We start from the raw sequence: 18295 nt of genomic DNA on the forward strand, positions 1-18295 counted from the left end.
CTTTTATTGTCCACCCTTCTGAACATAGGAACGAACAAACTCTTCTGCGTTATTTTCTAATAATCCATCAATCTCATCGAGCAGATCATCTACACCTTGAGTATTAATCTGAGTCTGCCCACTAGCTAACTCGTCGACCGGATCATCACCGCTACCGTCTCGACCAAAAACCTGCGACTGCGGATTACGCATAGGGATCCCTTTCTCTATGTGGTAGTTGTATGTAGTTTTAGCCTAGCCTGAATTGGCCAGTTTAAGGCAGTACCCAATCGATATAACCAGCAGAATCAAGTTCAGCAACGATACTGTTGATAGCACCGGGGGTAAAAGAAATATCATCAAGTTCTGGCATAGAAATACGCGCTAATGATTGCTTTTCGACGTCGACAAGAACCGTTGCCCAACTAATTGCTTGAATATGTCTAGCATGTTCATACGCGAGGTATCCGCGTAATCGTGCGCGCGTATCCTGTGGCGGTATCCAGGCGGCTGCGTTAATTTCTTGTGCAGTGGCTAAGGTACGTATTCTTTGTTTGCGCACAAGTGCATGATACAGCCCTTTTTCGGGATCAATATCGCTATATTGCAGATCAATAAGTGCAAGTTTAGGATCCGCAATGCTACTACCGCGTGCCTGATAACTATCAATAAGTGCTAGTTTTGCACACCAATCAAGAAGATGCGCCGCTCCACGATAACCTGTTTCGAGCGCAGAAAGTACCTCATCCCAGGTCTTAATCACGAGCGGATCAGTATGGGGTACCCGAGCGCGATATTCGCCAAGTAGCTCTAACGCAGTCATCATGCGCCCGTCGCAAAGCTGAAGTTTATGATTGAGCTTGGTGTCATAGGAGACATTGGTGACCTCAGCTACGGCATCGACAAGTTTTAAATCACTGAAATCAACACCTTGTTCAATAGCATCTAATACCAGCGAGGTCATACCTAATTTAAGCAAGATTGAGGTGTGTGACATATTGGCATCACCAATGATTACATGCAGCCGACCATAACGCTGGGCATCGGCATGTGGCTCATCGCGGGTATTGATAATTCCCCGGTTAAGGGTAGTTTCTAAGGAGATTTCTTGCTCAATATAATCTGCGCGTTGTGAGATTTGAAAACCAGGTTTTTCGCCGTATTGGCCTAACCCCACTCGACCGGCACCGGTAATAACCTGACGAGCGACAAAAAACGGAATGAGTCCTTGAGCGAGCACATCAAAATCTACGCTACGGGAATAAAAATAATTTTCATGCGCCCCGTAGCTAGCACCTTTACCATCGACATTATTTTTATAAAATTTCAGCTCTGGACAGGGATCGTGATGTTCAAGAACAGATTGTCCCTGCGCCGTAATGTCTCGCACCCGCTGAGCAGAACGCAGAAGGATGCGATCACCAGCAAGATCATAGAGCATCGCCGAAAAAGCTGAGGTAGTCTCCGGAGAAGAATACTCTGGATGCGCATGATCAACATAGAATCTGCCCCCATTGCTTAAAATAACGTTCGCTGAACCAATAGCTGTTGGATCAATAACCGGTACCGTATGATAGCGACGCAAATCAAAACCACGCTGGTCACGCAAAGGATATTCCTGTGCAAAATCCCAGCGCGTGCCAGTTGCACAAGGCTCAGTTACCCCAAAAGCAACAACCGCATGCGAAGAACTAATAATTGGCGATAATACTGGATTATCTGGAGTAGCAATGCCGTATTCAGTCTCGGTCCCAATAAAACGCATTAAAGCCTCCTTAGAACCCGCGCATGGCTTACTTGCAATCCATGCCGACCAATAATACGTGACCACTCATCAGGGTTGGACGTGTCGGGCAGATCCTCATTCTCCCGATACTCCGCATCCACAGCAGCAAGTAAATGCGCCGTCGAAATGCCACGTCCTAGACCAGCAATTTGCTCTTTAATAGCAAACTTCTTTGCGCGGCTAACAATATTGGCGATCATCGCACCAGAAACGAAATCGTGATAATGCAAAATCTCTATGTCGTCATTAACCAGAGTGAGTTCTACAAATGGATGCGGAGCAAATAGATGCTCGGTAGTAGCGTTAATAAGCGTATCGACGTCTTCAGCCAGCGGTACATCAGTGTTTAAATGGCGATGAAAAATATCGCGTGCATGTTCCTTATTAGGCCGCTCCACCCGGATTTTTACATCGAGACGCCCCGGGCGCAGAATCGCGGGATCAATTAACTCTTCACGATTCGTGGCACCAATAACAATGACATTGGATAAACCTTCTACCCCATCGAGCTCGGTAAGCAGCTGCGGAACCACCGTGGTCTCCATATCTGAGCTCACACCAGAACCTCGGGTGCGGAAAATCGACTCCATTTCATCAAAGAAAATAATGACCGGGCGACCGCTTTCCCCCAACTCGCGCGCGCGTTCGAAAATCAACCGAATACGACGCTCGGTTTCACCAACAAATTTATTTAAGAGCTCTGGTCCTTTGACATTAATGAAATAACTCTGGGTGGAACCGTCGATACGCGAGGCGAGAGAATTTGCTACCGCCTTGGCGATCAAGGTTTTCCCACACCCTGGCGGACCATAGAGCAACACCCCCTTCGGCGGATGCAATTCGTAGGTGCGATAGAGATCCGGATAAGCAAAAGGTAACTCAACAGCATCATGGATTTGTTCGATCTGCGTATCGAGACCACCGATATCCGCATAAGTAACATCAGGAACTTCTTCTAACGCCAGCCGCTGAACTTCCGTCTTCGGAATCACCTCAAAACCATAACCAGCTTTGGCATCAATAAGCAGGGTATCCCCGGCGCGCGGTTGACGGCAGAACTGTTGCGTTAGTGGCGCAGCAAGCTTAACAACCTGCTCCTGCCCCATAGAGTCAGTAACGAGGGCGCGGTTGCTACCAATTATCTCCACTAAAACCGCCAATTCACCGGTTTCGGCGAACCCAGTAATTTCTACAACTTGACTGCCCTCACCAAGACGTACCTGCACACCAGGGATGAGCTGCTGCGGATCAACCAAAGGTGATACCGGTAGTCGCATTTTTCGACCAGCGGTAAACACCTCAGCAGTGCTCACACCATCATCACTGCTATGTGTCAACTGTGATGAGGAAAGCTCTAAAAAAGTACCATATGTCGATGGTGGCATAGCTAAGTCTTCTAACTGGGCATTGAGCACCGAAAGTTTTTCCCGCGACGTTTTTAATAACTCAGCTAACTTTGTATTGCGCGCCCCTAAGTCATTGTTAATACGTTGAACCCGCGCTAGCTGAGCTTTGAGTTCAGTGACTTCAAAATAGTGATCCGCGGAAGAAGGCATGACACAACCATACCCTAATGAGCACCCCATAAAATGGACATCCAAACCATTAATTCTCGCAGAAAAGACGCCTTTGAATCAATAGTTTCGATAAAAACGCCTTTTTCTGGGGAAAACTCTTTCCAATAAGGGAAAGTTTTCCCCAGATTTTTTCTTTTTCCGACTATCCCCTTGCACGATAAAACTCTATGGGAGAAGCTCAACTTATGATGATCGACCAGCTAAGCCACATAGCACACCGCGGCATAGAACTTGCCCGTGAGCTTTTCGACGCTCAGCTAGCTACCGATCAGATTGCGCAGCTTTTTCGCGTTGATGTTACTACCGCAGGCAATTATCGGCGGGTTGCTGCAAAACTTTATGGGAAGTGCGCTTCTGACGACATAGAGTTTCGTCGTCAAGCAATTGAGCATGCGCGGTTATTGGAGCTAAGTATTGATGAGCTGGTGTTGATTAATCAGCAAGTAAACAAACTCGCTGTTGACATAGAGTACTCCCGCGAAAAGTTGCGCTTAGATATGATTCAGTTGGCGCACGGCAAGAATTTTTCTGAATTGTATGCAGCGTGCAAGAAGGAAGTTCGCGAGCATAATATTAAAAGCAGCAAACCGCCGCGCAGTAGCGTTAAAGTGTCTAAAGGCGTTGATGAATACGGTATGCGCACGATTGTCGCAAGGCTTAACGACGAGGTTTTCCGCGCCTTTTTCAGTGAACTTGAACGCCTAACCGCTAGCGAATACGACCGTAGTTCTGGCCTAGATTACCGCCACGCTCGCGCCCAGGCGCTGCTGCGCATGTACTACAATAAGGCCACCTCTACCGATATTGGTGTGCACGTTATTATGACTGCGCGCGAACTTTTCGACGGTCTGAATCGTGACACCTATGCACTTACTGATGGCAGCGTTATCTCCATAGATGCCATCCATGAACGAATTAAGGCGACCGGCTGGGTGGTTGTTTATGATGACGATACTCTCCTCCCCATAGAAGCAGCAGTTATTGAGCAACGTAGTACGAATAAGAAACAACGCCAAGCCTTGATCGGTCATACAACAGTCTGCGCCGCTCCTGGTTGTTTACTCGCTGTTAAATACGGTGGACAAGCACACCACATTATCGCGGCGAAAAATGGTGGGCCGACCTCGATCCCAAACTTAGTGATGCTGTGTCCGTACCACCATGGACAGGTTACTTCAGGTCATGCGACTGTAAGCATTAACGACGTTGGCGAATACGTATGGCAGTGTAATTATTCGAAACGAAAATCGATTAACCGTCCTGAAGTGATTGAATTCTCTGGACACGAATTAGCTCGTGGCGCGTAAAATCCTTTTATGCGCCTAAGCCTGCGTTCCTGAAAAGAAAACCCAGCTCTATGTGGCTGGGTTTCGCTTTTATTTCCGGGCACGTCGTTGCGGACGAGGCGGAGTAACGCCATCGGCAAGCCTGCGTGTCCAAATAAGAAACGCGGTGTGAGCATTCATGCGGTGCTCTGGCCGGGTGGCTAGGCCTTCGACTCGCCACTCGCGTACCAACGATTCCCAGGCGCGCGGTTCAGTGAAGCACTGCTGTTCGCGGATTCCCTCCATAACCTTCATAAGTTGTGGAACAGTAGCCACATAGGTCATGAAAACGCCGCCAGGTAGCAGAAGTTCTTTGACAGTACGTAGACATTCCCACGGCTCCAGCATGTCGAGGATAATCCTGTCCACGGGGCCGTCTATGTCGTGAAGCGTGACCTCTTTGAGATCCCCCAACCGCGGACTCCAATTTTGTGGCCGCCCACCGAAGTATTCATCGACATTCGATTCTGCGTACGCTAAGTGATCTTCACGAATCTCATAGGAGATAACTTCGCCTTGCTCGCCGACAGCGCGCAACAACGACATAGACAATGCGCCCGATCCAGCACCAGCTTCAAGCACTCGTGCGCCGGGAAAAATATCGCCTTCAACAAGAATTTGTGCTGAGTCTTTGGGGTAGATTACTGCAGCGCCACGCGGCATGGATAGCACATGGTCGACAAGCAAGTGGCGGAAACAAAGATAGTCAGCGCCTTGATCAGACTTAACGACGGTTCCCTCGTGCGCACCGATGATGTCATCATGGTTGATTGCGCCCTTGTGAGTGAAATACTTTTCGCCCGCAACGAGAACAATTGTTGCGTGCCGACGCTTCTGATCAGTTAACTGAACGCGGTCGCCCGCTTGGAAAGGTCCGGAATATGCCATAGAGATTTACCCTATCAGGTACGCGTGGAGAACCCGCATGAGCTGTTCTAAATCAACCGTGCTGGCAAGCTCGCGGGCAGAATGCATACTTAGCAACGGTATTCCAACGTCTACGGTAGGAATACCTAAACGTGTGGCCGTGATTGGCCCAATTGTCGAACCACACGGCATATCATTATTACCAACGAAAACTTGACTAGTGATGCCTGCATTACGGCACATCCTTATCCATAGAGATTCGGTTTCTGTGTTAGAGGCGTAGCGCTGGTTGGCGTTAATCTTTAGTACCGGCCCTTGGCCTAGCAACGGATAATTATGGGCGTCGTGACGCTCTGTGTAGTTGGGGTGGATTGAGTGCGCAGCATCTGCGGAAATACAGCTTGAACGCGCATACATTCTATGTAGGTCATCGGGGGTCGCGCCAAGAGCAAAAGCAGTGCGCTCTAACACATCCTGAAGAATCGGCCCGGCTGCCCCAGTGGTAGAAGTGGAGCCAATTTCTTCGTGGTCGAAAAGCGCAAGAACCAGAATATCGTTAGAAGCGTGGTTATCGATAAGCGAATCCTGGGTAGCACTGATCAGCGCTTGCACACCGGGATACACGCTAGAAAGATTATCGAGCCGCCCACTAGCTAGCAACGTAGAATCCGCACCGAAAATTTCACCAGGTTGAGCGTCTACCGTGATCAGATCATGGCTAATAATCGACGGAAACTCTATGTCGGCAGAGGCGGCGACGATTTCTAGAATATGTGTTCTCTCATCACCCACCGCATAGATTGGCTGGGTATGCAGCTGACGTTTCAGGCTAAGTGAGGTGTTGGCTTCGCGATCAAGGTGAATGGCAAGCGTTGGGATGCGCAGAATCGGCGGGGTGGTTACGAGCCGGGTGGTACCGTCGTTAAGTCCGATTTTTCCGGCGAGAACAAGTTCGCGATCAAACCACGTGTGTAGGATTGGTCCCCCATAGACTTCGACGGCGGCCTGTTGCCATCCTGCGGTAGTGAAGCTGGCGTTGTGCTTTAGTTTGAATCCAGGTGAATCGTTGTGTGCCCCGATGATGCGAAAACCTGATTCCGGGGATGCCGTGGCAGGCACAAACCATGCCATTAAGGCGCCGCCACGCACAATAAAATGTCCACCAGGGGTTGCCTGCCATGGGTCAGTTTCTTTGCGACGGATAAAACCTGCCGCTTCAAGAAGTTCCGCAGCCGACTCGGCGGCATGGAAGCTACTGGGAGAACTAGCTACAAAGTTAATGAAATCGTAGGCGTTGGCTTCCCTGCGTTCGGATTGGGAGGCATTTTCGCTATCGGCACCGATATGTGCCTGGGGAGCGATAACAGTTGGGGGTGTCTCTTTCATAGAGTTAACACTAGGCGCAAACTCTATGTAGGGAGGTATGCGACGTGCGCTATGCTGTGAGCTGTTATGTCAGCAAAAAATATTGCCCTATCTCCTTCTCGTGCCAGTGACTATAAGCAGTGCCCGTTGTTATATCGCTTCCGCGCCATAGATAAATTGCCGGAGCCGTCGACGGTGGCGCAGGTTAAAGGAACGCTGGTGCACGCGTGTTTGGAGGATATGCACGGTTGGTCGCGTGATCAGCGAACTTATCCGGCAGCGGTTAAGCGTTTGAAACCTAATTGGGCGGCGATGACTGCTAAGGATCCGTCGTTAGTTGAGCTGGTTCCACAAGAACAGACCTATGATTTTCTTGTGGAATGCCGTGAGCTGATCAAGGGGTATTTCCAGATGGAGAACCCGCAGGGCTTTGACGCACATAAGTGTGAGATGTATGTCGATACGCGCTTGCCTAATGGTGTGCCGGTGCGCGGGTTCATAGATCGGGTGGACATTGCCCCGACTGGTGAGGTGCGTGTAGTCGATTATAAGACCGGTAAGAAGCCTCTGCCGCGCTATTCCGATTCTGCTAAATTTCAGATGCGTTTTTATGCGTTGGTGTATTGGCGCTTGTTCGGCACGATTCCTACCCAGCTGCGCTTGATGTATCTTAAGGTGCTGGATTCTATGTTTTTAGCGCCTTCACGCGAGGAATTAGAATACTTTGAGCGCGATTTGGGTGATTTATGGGAAAAGATTCTTAGCGACGGTCGTTCCGGGAATTTTCGCCCCAAAACCTCAAAACTATGCGGCTGGTGTCCGCACAAAACTCTATGTCCAGAGTTTGGCGGTCAGCCACCGGCATACCCCGGCTGGCCCACATAGAAAAAACGCACCGTCATAAGACGGTGCGTTTTATTATTGGGTTTAGAACAATCCGGTGATCTTAGAATCTTTTATCGCGATTTTTTCTGCAGCCGGTATTTTAGGTAGACCTGGCATGGTCATGACATCGCCAGTGAGTGCGACAATGAAACCAGAGCCAATGCGCGGCAGGAGTTGCCGAACATGTAGGGTGTGGCCTTCGGCGGCACCTAAAGCAGTAGGGTCATCGCTAAATGAATATTGTGTCTTAGAGATGCATACCGGTAGCGTGCCCCAGCCATTTTTTTCTATGTAGGCGAGATCGGTCAGCGCTTGTTTACTTAAGTGCACGTCTTTTGCTCGGTAGATCTCGGTGGCGATGCGAGTAATCGAGGCGAGTAGGCCTTTGTTTGTGTCATAGAGTTGTGTGGAATCGGTAGCAGTGTCGACGACCGCGCTAACGGTATCGGCAAGCTCAAGTGCGCCTTGTCCACCATGTGCCCAGACATCGCAAGCAACAAGTTGTACTCCGTAGTTTTGTGCCCAATTGTGCATCCAGGCGATTTCTTCTTCGGTATCAGTGGTGAAACGGTTGAGTGCAATAACTGGTGTGACTCCGAATTTACGTACATTAGTTACATGTCGTTCGAGATTGACAATGCCGTCGCTGAGCGCTGAGAGGTTTTCGCTGGTGAGCTCGGCACGGTCTTGGCCGCCGTTGTACTTTAGGCTACGAATCGTTGCGACGATAACCGCGCAAGAAACATTGAGTTTGCCAGCACGAGCTTTAATATCAAAGAATTTTTCAGCCCCGAGATCCGAGCCAAAGCCAGCTTCGGTAAGTACGATATCGGCAAAGGTTAGTGCTGTTTGGGTGGCGATAAGTGAGTTGCAACCGTGAGCGATATTGCCAAACGGTCCCCCATGGACAAATGCTGGGGTACCGCCGAGTGTTTGCACCAGGTTAGGATTGATGGCTTCTTTCATAAGTGCGGTCAAGGCACCTTGGGCATTAATATCGGCGGCGGTGACTGGGTTGCCGTCGAGGTCTTGGGCGATAACGATAGCACCAATACGTTCTTCGAGATCATTGAGGTCTTGGGCAAGACACAGAATCGCCATAATTTCGCTGGCGGCGGTAATAGTAAAACCGGTTTCGGTAGGTACACCGTGGGCTTTACCACCTAGACCTGTGACCACATGGCGTAGTGAGCGGTCATTGACATCGAGGCAACGTTGCCATGAGATGCGGCGAACGTCGATACGCTTGGCGTTGCCTTGGTGGATGTGATTATCAATTAATGCGGCAAGTGTATTGGTGGCAGCAGTAATTGCATGGAAATCGCCAGTGAAATGTAGGTTAATGTCTTCCATGGGGACGATTTGTGCATAACCACCACCGGCAGCGCCGCCTTTAATACCCATTACTGGTCCGAGGGAGGGTTCACGAAGTGCAACGATCGTATTTCGTCCACGGTTGCGTAGCGCGTCGGCAAGCCCAATGAGTACAGTAGATTTGCCCTCGCCGGCTGGTGTTGGCGACATACCGGTAACGAGCACTAGTTTGCCATTGTTGTGTCGGTCAAAACGAGTGATGTCGATTTTTGCCTTGGCTGCTCCATAAGGGATAACCGCGTCATCGGGAATACCAGCGCGTTGGGCTATCTCAGTAATGGGTTCAAGGGTATGGGCTTGGGCGATTTCGATGTCAGTAGGCATGATCTTTCTCCTTAATACGTAGAGTTGAAAAATACCCCAGTACCAAAGATGGTACTGGGGTAAGTTGGTTTTAGGAGTCTAGATGCAGCGTGCCTCGAAAGACCGGATGCATGAGGTTTTCGGTGCTGAGTACTTGGTCGAGTGTGGCTTGATCAAGAAGACCTTTTTCAAGTACTAGCTCTCGAACACTGCGGCCAGTATCTGCGGCTTCTTTGCCGATAAGATCCCCATTGTGGTGTCCGATAAACGGGTTAAGGTAGGTGACAATACCGATTGAGTTTTCCACATAAGCGCGGCAGACATCGGCGTTTGCGGTGATGCCAACGACGCATTTTTCGCGCAGGGCGTCGGCGGCATTTCCTAGAATACGAATTGATTCAAATAGTGCTTCGGCGATAACTGGTTCCATGACGTTAAGCTGTAGTTGTCCTGCTTCAGCTGCCATAGTAACGGTGAGATCATTGCCGAAAACTTTGAAGCAAACTTGGTTGACTACCTCAGGAATAACTGGGTTGACCTTGGCCGGCATGATTGAAGAACCAGCTTGGCGTGGTGGCAGGTTAATTTCATGTAAACCAGCGGTTGGTCCAGAGGAAAGCAAACGCAAGTCATTACAGATCTTGGAGAGCTTCATCGCGGCGCGTTTGACTGCGGAATGTGCCAAAACATAAGCGCCGGTATCGCTGGTAGCTTCGATGAGGTCGCGGGCAGACTTAATATCAAGTCCGGTGACTTCACTGAGGCTAGCAGTTACTTGGTGTCGGTACCCGGCAGGGGTGTTAAGGCCGGTGCCAATTGCAGTGGCACCAAGGTTGATCTCTAGGAGTCGATCAGCGGCGGTGCGCAAAATGGTTTGTTCTTCGGCGAGATTATGCGCAAAGGCCATAAACTCCTCGCCTAGGGTCATTGGCACAGCGTCTTGGAGCTGGGTGCGCCCCATCTTGAGGATGTCGACAAATTCCTGGCTCTTATCGCGGAAGGAGGCTTGTAGAGCGTCGATCTGCTGGATAAGGGTGTCGATGCTTGCATAAACACCGAGACGGAAACCCGTTGGATAGGAGTCGTTGGTGGACTGGCTCATATTGACATCATCATTAGGGTTGATGATGTGATAAGCGCCCTTGGGCTCGCCGAGATGTTCTAGTGCTAAGTTGGCAATGACTTCGTTGGTATTCATATTGACTGAAGTACCGGCGCCACCTTGGAAAACATCGATCGGGAATTGATCCATGCAGCGACCTTCATTCAGAATCTGATCGCATGCCCACACAATAGCCTTGCTTTTTTCTGCTGGCAGAGTATGTAGGCGTCGATTGGCAAGAGCCGCTGCCTTTTTGACTTGAACCATGCCGCGGATGAACTCAGGTACCTGGTTGATGGTGGTACGAGAGATCTGGAAGTTATCCATGGCGCGTAGGGTGTGCACACCGTAGTAGACATTATCGGGAACATAGATTTCACCGAGAAGATCTTCTTCGATACGGAAACCCTTTTTGGGTTTCAAAGTTGTTTCTTTGATCTGTGCAAGGGTTGGGTCTTCGGCAACTGGGGTGTCAGTTTTGTCGGTTTTGGTTGGTTTTGCCATAGTTACACCTCTTTGTATGAGATAGTTGTTTTTCTCTTTTAAAAGTAGCGGAATTTTAGGGTGAAAAATGCGTTCATACGCATAAATAAACCTTTCGCAAAGATATGTGATTTTCTAACACCATGAACAGCAGCGATATAGGTGTGATATTTTTCCCTTAGACCCGTATAGGGGTAGACAGTGTTTTGGTTTGGTCAAAACTACTGCCTGAAATTTTTAGATCAGCACAGTTCCTAATGCAAAAGCCAGCGCAACGCTGATAGCAATACATAGTGTGCCTGGAACAAGGAATGGGTGGTTAAAGACAGCTTTACCAATTTGGGTTGAACCGGTGTCATCCATTTCTACTGCAGCGAGCAAGGTTGGATAGGTTGGGAGGATGAACAAGGCGGAGACTGCGGAGAAGCTGGCAACGGCAGTAAGTGGGGAAACACCAATTGCTAGTGCTGCTGGGATAAGTGCTTTAGCTGTTGCAGATTGGCTATACAGTAGAGCAGCAGCAAAGAAGAGCACAATTGCTAATAACCATGGATAGTCGCCAAGAATTGTTGAAGAGAAACCCTTAATGTCTTCGATGTAGTGGTTAATTAAGGTTGTGCCTAACCATGCAACACCGAGTACACAGATGCAGGCAGACATGCCGGAACGGAATACTTGGGTGTTAAGAATTTCGGCGGCGGGAATTTTGCAGGCTAATACAGTGATGGTAGCGGCAGTAAGCATAACGGCCATGATTGCTTCATTGCGTGGTAGGGCTGGATCAGTGATAAGACCAATTTGATCAGAAATCAAAGTGGCGTACACCATCACTGCAACGATAGCGAAAAGGAAGATAAGGACTGAATTTTTTGCCTGGCGAGTAGGAACATAAGTGCTTGCCCCCATTGGGTTAGCAACCAATCCGGCAGCTTTTCGCTCCAGATAGATAGGATCTTTGTCAAGGTCTTTTCCGAGACGGTTAGATAGCCATGCGGTAGGGAAAATTGCCAAGAATGTAGACAAGATCATAATGGCTAGGAATGAAAGGTAGCCAACTCCTAGTGGTTCTAAAACGCTAGCCATAAATACCACGGCGGCTGAGATTGGAGAGGCACAGATGGCAAGCTGGGAAGAAACGACCGCAACTGATAGCGGACGAGATGGACGAACCCCAGATTCTTTAGAAACCTCAACGATCACTGGCAAGGTAGAGAATGCGGTATGGCCCGTGCCTGCGAAAAGGGTCATTAAATAAGTGACTACTGGGGCTACGTACGTAATGTATTTAGGATTTTTGCGTAGTGCTTTTTCGCTTAGGTAAACAAGGTAGTCCATGCCACCGGCGCGTTGCATAGCGGCAATAGCTGCGATAACAGCCATGATGATGCCAATAACATCAAATGGAATATCGTCACGGGTAACAGGTACGCCGAAAATGCCGAGTGCAAGTACACCCAGTCCGCCGGCAAAACCGATTGCAATGGAGCCTAGTCGTGCGCCGAGAATGATCGCGGCTAAAACGATAAAGATATGTATGAGTGCCATGAGTGGTTTTACCCCTTTAAGGTTGAATAAGAATTCTTTTTAATAGTGCAAGAGATTCCTATTAGGAAGCAAAACGAATTTTTTCTTCCGTACGGCATAAGTGAATCGATTTAGCAGCGAGGAGGTTATTTTTTGCTTATCGACGGCGCGTTATGTGACAAAAAACTAAAAAATAATTTTCGTGTAAAGGTAATCACCTGGAGAAATTCTGATGGTCTCTCCCCCATTTTTACCCCCGCTATACTAGGTGCGAGCTATTCGAATATCAGTTGCCAAAATTGCTGTGGCGCCGACTGCAGAAAGCTCATCCATGATGCGATTTGCTTGCTTCTTTGGCACCATTGCTCGAACAGCTACCCAGTTTTCTTTTGCCAGTGGAGATACCGTCGGGCTGGAAAGACCAGGGGTAATAGCAGTAGCTTTAGCTAACTGTGCGCGATCGATATTGTAATCAATCATAAGATAGTTTTGTGCATGCAAAATACCTTTGATGCGGCGTAAAAATATTTGTTGTTCGCTGGTAATTTCACTACCAATACGACCCACAATCACTGCTTCTGATTGGCAAATAACATCCCCAAAGGGTGTTAATCCTTGTTGGCGTAAGGTACGTCCGGTAGAAACTACATCAGCAATAGCATCTGCAACCCCGAGTTTGATGGAAATCTCTACCGCTCCTTCTAACCGGATAACGGTGGCCTCGATTCCGCGATCATCGAGATCTTTGCGAACCAGATTAGGATAGCTAGTAGCAATCCTTTTTCCAGCAAGATCAGCAACGCTGAGATTTTTGTTACTAGGGCCAGCATAACGAAAAGTAGAAGCTCCGAAGCCTAATTGCATAACCTCGTGGGTTTCTTCCCTGGTATCAGCAGCAAGGTCGCGTCCAGTAATGCCAAGATCAAGCTGTCCATTAGCTACGTAGATGGCAATATCTTTAGGCCGGAGGAAAAAGAACTCGACATTATTATCGGTATCGAGAACATTAAGTTGTTTAGTCTCTCCCCTGCCGCGATAACCTGCTTCTTTCAAAATAGATACAGCCGCATCCGATAATGAGCCTTTATTTGGCACAGCAATTTTAAGCATGACAGATTCCTAAAGGTAGCGATAAACGTCGTTAAGCGTAAGCCCACGTTTAATCATGATGACCTGAGCCCAGTACATAAGTTGAGAAAGCTCTTCGGCAAGAGACTCATCAGATTCATACTCAGCGGCAAGCCACACCTCGCCGGCTTCTTCGATGATTTTCTTGCCTAACGTATGGATATTCTGATCCAATGCGGCAACAGTACCGGAATCTAGTGGTCGATGAGCGGCTTTTTCTTGAAGTTCATTAAATAAGCTATCGAAGTTCTTCACTTAAAAAATTATGCCACAGTACACCGTATATTTCAGCGTTTTCTCATATTATTAAACCACGTATGTATCATATCAGTCGTTATTCCGTCCAAGGTTGGTGAACCATGCAGCGTACTTAGCTTTGTTGCTGCTGGCGGGATTGCTTGATTGGGATCATGATCAATAGCAATTACTTGGCAGCCGGCGGCTAACGCAGCACTGACACCCGTTACTGAATCTTCAAAAACAAGACAGTCTTGCGGTGCGCTATGAGCTAATTGCGCTGCGCGAAGATACATATCTGGAGCTGGTTTAGCAGCCAGAACTTCATCTCCGCACAGCGTATTACGAAAATAGTGTTTTCCGATAGCTTGGAAAGAGACCTCAGCAACCTCGCGTTCTGTATTGGTGGTGATATACATAGGCATGTGTTGAGCAGAAAAAGCTTCCAAAAGTTGTTTAACTCCTGGCAGTAAGTCCAAACCGGTAGCAAGCTGCTTTTTTACCTCTGTGTATAGAGTTGAACGCCAATAATCACGGTCAATGGTGAGTGGATTTAAGCCAGCATTCTTAGCACAAAGATCCAATGTGAAATCAAAGTTGGCACCAGTGGTACGAGCCTGTTGCTGTGGAGTAAGTCTTTTGCCCATAAGTTCACTCATCGTGTACGTAGCTTCTGCCCACAGCGGCTCAGAATCAACGAGAGTGCCATCCATATCCCAAAAAATTGCGTTCAGCATAATTTCTTTAGCTTAATGGTTAGCTAGGTATTAAAGTATTTTGCTTCTGGATGGTAGAGCACAAAAGCATCAGTGGATTGTTCTGGATGTAATTGAAATTCTTCGGAAAGAACCACCCCAATACGCTGTGCTGCTAAAAGATTGACTACTATAGCCCGATCTTCCAAATTTGGACAGGACCCATAACCAAAGGAATACCGAGCACCGAGATAGTCAAGATCAAAGAATTTTTGTAGCTCCTGTGTGTCTTGAGCATTAACGTGGCTACCATCAGCAAAACGTAGTTCACTGCGCACCCTAGCATGACAATATTCTGCTAGTGCTTCAGTAAGTTGAACACTAATCCCGTGAACTTCAAGATAATCGCGGTATTTATCAGCAGAAAAAAGTGTATGTGTGAAATCTGCAATAGGTTGTCCCATAGTGACCAGTTGTAATGGGAGTACATCAACATTACCGCTGTGGAGAGCTAATTCTTTGGAACGGATAAAATCCGCAATACATAAAAATTTTCCGCGTCTTTGACGAGGAAATTTTATTCGGGCTATCTCTTGAGCATCTGGGTGCGGTTGAGCAAGAATAATGACATCATCACCTTCAGATACTGCCGGAAAGTAGCCATATACTAGTGCTGCGTGATCTAAAATTCCTTCAGTTTTTAAGTGGTCAATCCAATAGCGTAGCCGTGGCCGCCCATCGGTTTCGACAAGTTGCTCATAACTAGAACCATGCTTGCCACGAGTAGGCTTTAACCCCCAGCGACCTAAGAAAAGGGCACGCTCGTCAAGTAGCGGTAAATATTCTTTGAGCGCTATTCCCTTAATAATCCGTGTGCCCCAAAAAGGCGGGGTTGCCAAGGCAAAATCTTCAGCAACGCAACTACGCGTGGGAATGGTTACTAAATTTGGGGTAGTTTTACGCTGTTGGACAATCTTTTTATTACGCGCACGGCGGTTAGTGCGCTCTTGTTTTTCCTGAGCCAATCTGTTGGTAGCACAAGCAGAAGAGGCAAACTTTTTATCCTGATTAATCGCGATAAATTCGTTCATAAGACGTAAAGATTCAAAAGCATCCCGAGCGTAATACACTTCACCATCATAAATTTTGGTGAGCTCATCTTCGACATATGACCTGGTTAAAGCCGCACCCCCAAGCATAACTGGATAATGAGAATTCCCAGAGTTATTCATTGCTTGGAGATTTTCTTTCATAATCACGGTGGATTTAACAAGCAACCCAGACATACCAATCGCATCGGCATTATGCTCTTTCGCCGCAGCTAAAATATTAGTGATCGGTTGTTTAATCCCGATATTGACTACAGTGAAACCATTATTACTTAAAATAATATCCACTAAATTCTTGCCAATATCGTGCACATCGCCTTTGACTGTGGCAATGACAATGGTTCCCTTATTATCGGAATTATCAGTAGCTTTTAAAAACTGTTTTAAATATGACACCGCATATTTCATAGTTTCCGCAGATTGCAACACAAATGGAAGCTGCATGTGGCCAGACCCGAAAAGATCACCAACCGTTTTCATACCGGCTAAAAGATCCTCATTGATAATAGCAAGTGGAGTTTTTTCAACCATTGCAGCATCAAGATCTGCTTCGATGCCTACTTTTTCTCCATCGATTATCCGCTGAGCAAGACGTTTAAATAATGGCAGGGCGGCAAGTTCTTCTGACCGAGCATCTTTAGCAGCTGTTGCAGAAATACCGTCGAAAAGCGCCATAAAAGTTTGTAGCGGATCATATTCTGCGTTTCGACGGTCATAAATCATATCCAGCGCGACCTCGCGTTGCCGATTATCAATACGATTCATAGGCAAGATTGTGGCGCTGTGTGCAATAGCAGAATCAAGACCAGCCTTAACACACTCATGAAGAAACACCGAGTTCAGCACTTGACGCGCAGCCGGATTAAGACCAAAAGAAATATTAGATATACCCAAGATGGTGCGTACCTGTGGGTAGTATTTTTTCAATTCTCGAATTGCTGCAATAGTTTCTACACCATCACGACGGGTTTCCTCCTGACCAGTAGAGATCGGAAAAGTAAGCATATCGACGATAATGTCAGATTCTTTTAACCCCCACGTACCAGTAATATCGGCAATAAGCCGATGGGCAATTGCTAACTTCTTTTCCGCAGTACGTGCTTGGCCTTCTTCGTCGATAGTAAGGGCAACAACTACCGCACCGTGCTTTTTTACCAACTGCATAATTTGTTGATAGCGCGAATCAGGACCGTTACCATCTTCGAAATTAACCGAGTTAACCGCGCATCGCCCGCCTAGTTGCTCCAATCCAGTTCGAATAACCTCTGGTTCAGTGGAATCGAGCATAATTGGTAGCGTAGAACTTGTTGCTAATAGACTAGCGAGTTGCGCCATATCTGCTTGCCCATTTCGACCAACATAATCTACACAGAGATCCAACATATGTGCGCCATCGCGAGTCTGCTGTTTGGCAATATCGAGACAATTTTGCCAATCATTAGCCAGCATTGCCTTCCGAAAAGCTGTAGAACCATGAGCATTCGTTCGCTCACCAATGATGGTGATCCCTGTATCATGACTAAGCGGTACTAAGGTATAGAGCGAAGATACCGCATTCTCACCGCGAAACTTTCGTGGGGTAACAACAGCATTAATGACTGCATCGCGTGCCGCACTGATATGAGTAGGCGTTGTCCCACAACAACCGCCTACCATTGCTACCTGGTACTCTTCGACAAAGTTTTTTAATGCCTGAGCAAATGAAAGCGCATCAAGTGGATACGTGGCACCATTTTCTCCTAATACCGGCAAACCAGCATTAGGCATAACCGAAATGGGAATACTGGCATGTTGAGAAAGGTAACGCAGATGCTCATTCATCTCATCTGGCCCAGTTGCACAATTAAGGCCGATCATATCGATGCCTAATGGTTCCAGTGCAGTAAGCGCAGCACCGATTTCAGTTCCCAACAGCATAGTTCCGGTAGCTTCTACTGTGACATGACAGATTAATGGAAGCCGGACACCAGACTCTTTAAAAGCTTCTTGACAACCATGAACAGCTGCTTTTACCTGCAATAAGTCTTGTGCAGTTTCAATAAGAATTGCATCCGCCCCACCATCAACCATGCCTAAAGCAGCCTGAAAATAGTAGCTTTTTAAGTCGTTAAAAGCTATCTGTTTTAGGGAAGGAAGCTTAGTTCCCGGCCCTATCGACGCAACAACAAAACGCCGCATTCCCGCCCGGCCTGGACCGAGCTCATCTGCTACGCGACGGGCAATAGCTACCCCGTTATACGCTAATTCTTGGCACCGATGAGCAATCCCATAATCAGCTAGGTTAGATAAGTTGCAACCGAAGGTATTAGTTTCTACTAAATCAGCACCGGCCTCGAAATAGGCTCGGTGAATCTGTGCTATGACATCAGGACGGGTGACATTAAGGATTTCATTGCAGCCCTCATAACCTAAAAAGTCATTATCAATATCGAGATCAAAACACTGTAATTGCGTGCCCATGGCGCCATCGCCAATAAGAACACGTTGTGTTAAGGCGTCGAGAAAATCTGTTTTCAAAGTAGGCGTAGCGATATTCATTACTGTGGCTAGCTAAAA

14 protein-coding genes are annotated in these 18295 nt (G+C 47.7%); 2 read left to right on the forward strand and 12 right to left on the reverse strand.

Features of this window, described 5'->3' with window-relative positions; genetic code table 11:
• Positions 1-3: 3 nt before the first annotated feature.
• The 3 genes from UL82_RS05045 to arc all read right to left on the reverse strand — a co-directional run bounded on the left by UL82_RS05045 (position 4) and on the right by arc (position 3321).
• Positions 4-192, reverse strand: coding sequence for a ubiquitin-like protein Pup (locus tag UL82_RS05045; protein ID WP_046439378.1), 189 nt, complete (start codon positions 190-192; stop codon positions 4-6).
• Positions 193-253: 61 nt separating this feature from the next.
• The gene (gene dop / locus UL82_RS05050) at positions 254-1744 is read right to left on the reverse strand and encodes a depupylase/deamidase Dop (protein WP_046439379.1); all 1491 of its coding nucleotides are present in this window, start codon (positions 1742-1744) and stop codon (positions 254-256) included.
• The gene (arc, locus tag UL82_RS05055; RefSeq protein ID WP_046439380.1) at positions 1744-3321 is read right to left on the reverse strand and encodes a proteasome ATPase; all 1578 of its coding nucleotides are present in this window, start codon (positions 3319-3321) and stop codon (positions 1744-1746) included. The genes dop and arc overlap by 1 nt, the downstream gene beginning before the upstream one ends.
• A 188-nt stretch (positions 3322-3509) precedes the next feature.
• Here arc and UL82_RS05060 point away from each other — a divergent pair, with 188 nt between their 5' ends.
• A complete protein-coding gene (locus UL82_RS05060) occupies positions 3510-4649 on the forward strand; it encodes an HNH endonuclease signature motif containing protein (protein WP_126316917.1) in 1140 nt (379 codons plus the stop codon).
• Between the two features lie 69 nt (positions 4650-4718).
• On the opposite strand, the gene UL82_RS05065 is transcribed toward UL82_RS05060, so the two are convergent.
• Together UL82_RS05065 and UL82_RS05070 are read right to left on the reverse strand one after the other, a co-directional pair.
• Positions 4719-5555 (reverse strand): tRNA (adenine-N1)-methyltransferase, encoded by an 837-nt coding sequence (locus UL82_RS05065; protein WP_046439382.1) that lies wholly within the window; start codon positions 5553-5555, stop codon positions 4719-4721.
• A 6-nt stretch (positions 5556-5561) separates the two neighbouring features.
• Positions 5562-6920: a M18 family aminopeptidase gene (locus UL82_RS05070; protein ID WP_052735890.1), complete on the reverse strand. Its 1359-nt coding sequence runs from the start codon at positions 6918-6920 to the stop codon at positions 5562-5564.
• A gap of 66 nt (positions 6921-6986) precedes the next feature.
• Here UL82_RS05070 and UL82_RS05075 point away from each other — a divergent pair, with 66 nt between their 5' ends.
• Positions 6987-7784 (forward strand): RecB family exonuclease, encoded by a 798-nt coding sequence (locus tag UL82_RS05075; RefSeq protein WP_046439384.1) that lies wholly within the window; start codon positions 6987-6989, stop codon positions 7782-7784.
• Between the two features lie 42 nt (positions 7785-7826).
• Here the strand turns inward: UL82_RS05075 and UL82_RS05080 are convergent, their stop codons facing one another.
• The 7 genes from UL82_RS05080 to metH form a co-directional block, all read right to left on the reverse strand.
• Positions 7827-9482 carry a formate--tetrahydrofolate ligase gene (locus tag UL82_RS05080; RefSeq protein WP_046439385.1) on the reverse strand — a complete coding sequence of 552 codons (1656 nt, stop codon included), beginning with the start codon at positions 9480-9482 and terminating at the stop codon, positions 7827-7829.
• A 70-nt stretch (positions 9483-9552) separates the two neighbouring features.
• Positions 9553-11067 carry an aspartate ammonia-lyase gene (gene aspA, locus UL82_RS05085; RefSeq protein ID WP_046439387.1) on the reverse strand — a complete coding sequence of 505 codons (1515 nt, stop codon included), beginning with the start codon at positions 11065-11067 and terminating at the stop codon, positions 9553-9555.
• Between the two features lie 216 nt (positions 11068-11283).
• Positions 11284-12591, reverse strand: coding sequence for an anaerobic C4-dicarboxylate transporter (locus UL82_RS05090; RefSeq protein WP_046439389.1), 1308 nt, complete (start codon positions 12589-12591; stop codon positions 11284-11286).
• 243 nt (positions 12592-12834) lie between these two features.
• Positions 12835-13680, reverse strand: a complete 846-nt coding sequence (gene hisG / locus UL82_RS05095) for an ATP phosphoribosyltransferase (RefSeq protein WP_046439391.1) — start codon at positions 13678-13680, stop codon at positions 12835-12837.
• Between the two features lie 9 nt (positions 13681-13689).
• Positions 13690-13953, reverse strand: coding sequence for a phosphoribosyl-ATP diphosphatase (locus UL82_RS05100; RefSeq protein ID WP_046439392.1), 264 nt, complete (start codon positions 13951-13953; stop codon positions 13690-13692).
• A gap of 32 nt (positions 13954-13985) precedes the next feature.
• Positions 13986-14672, reverse strand: a complete 687-nt coding sequence (locus tag UL82_RS05105) for an HAD family hydrolase (RefSeq protein ID WP_046439394.1) — start codon at positions 14670-14672, stop codon at positions 13986-13988.
• 23 nt (positions 14673-14695) lie between these two features.
• The gene (gene metH, locus UL82_RS05110; RefSeq protein ID WP_046439397.1) at positions 14696-18277 is read right to left on the reverse strand and encodes a methionine synthase; all 3582 of its coding nucleotides are present in this window, start codon (positions 18275-18277) and stop codon (positions 14696-14698) included.
• Positions 18278-18295: the final 18 nt, after the last annotated feature.

Origin of the sequence: Corynebacterium kutscheri (assembly GCF_000980835.1) — a bacterium.
Lineage (GTDB): Bacteria > Actinomycetota > Actinomycetes > Mycobacteriales > Mycobacteriaceae > Corynebacterium > Corynebacterium kutscheri.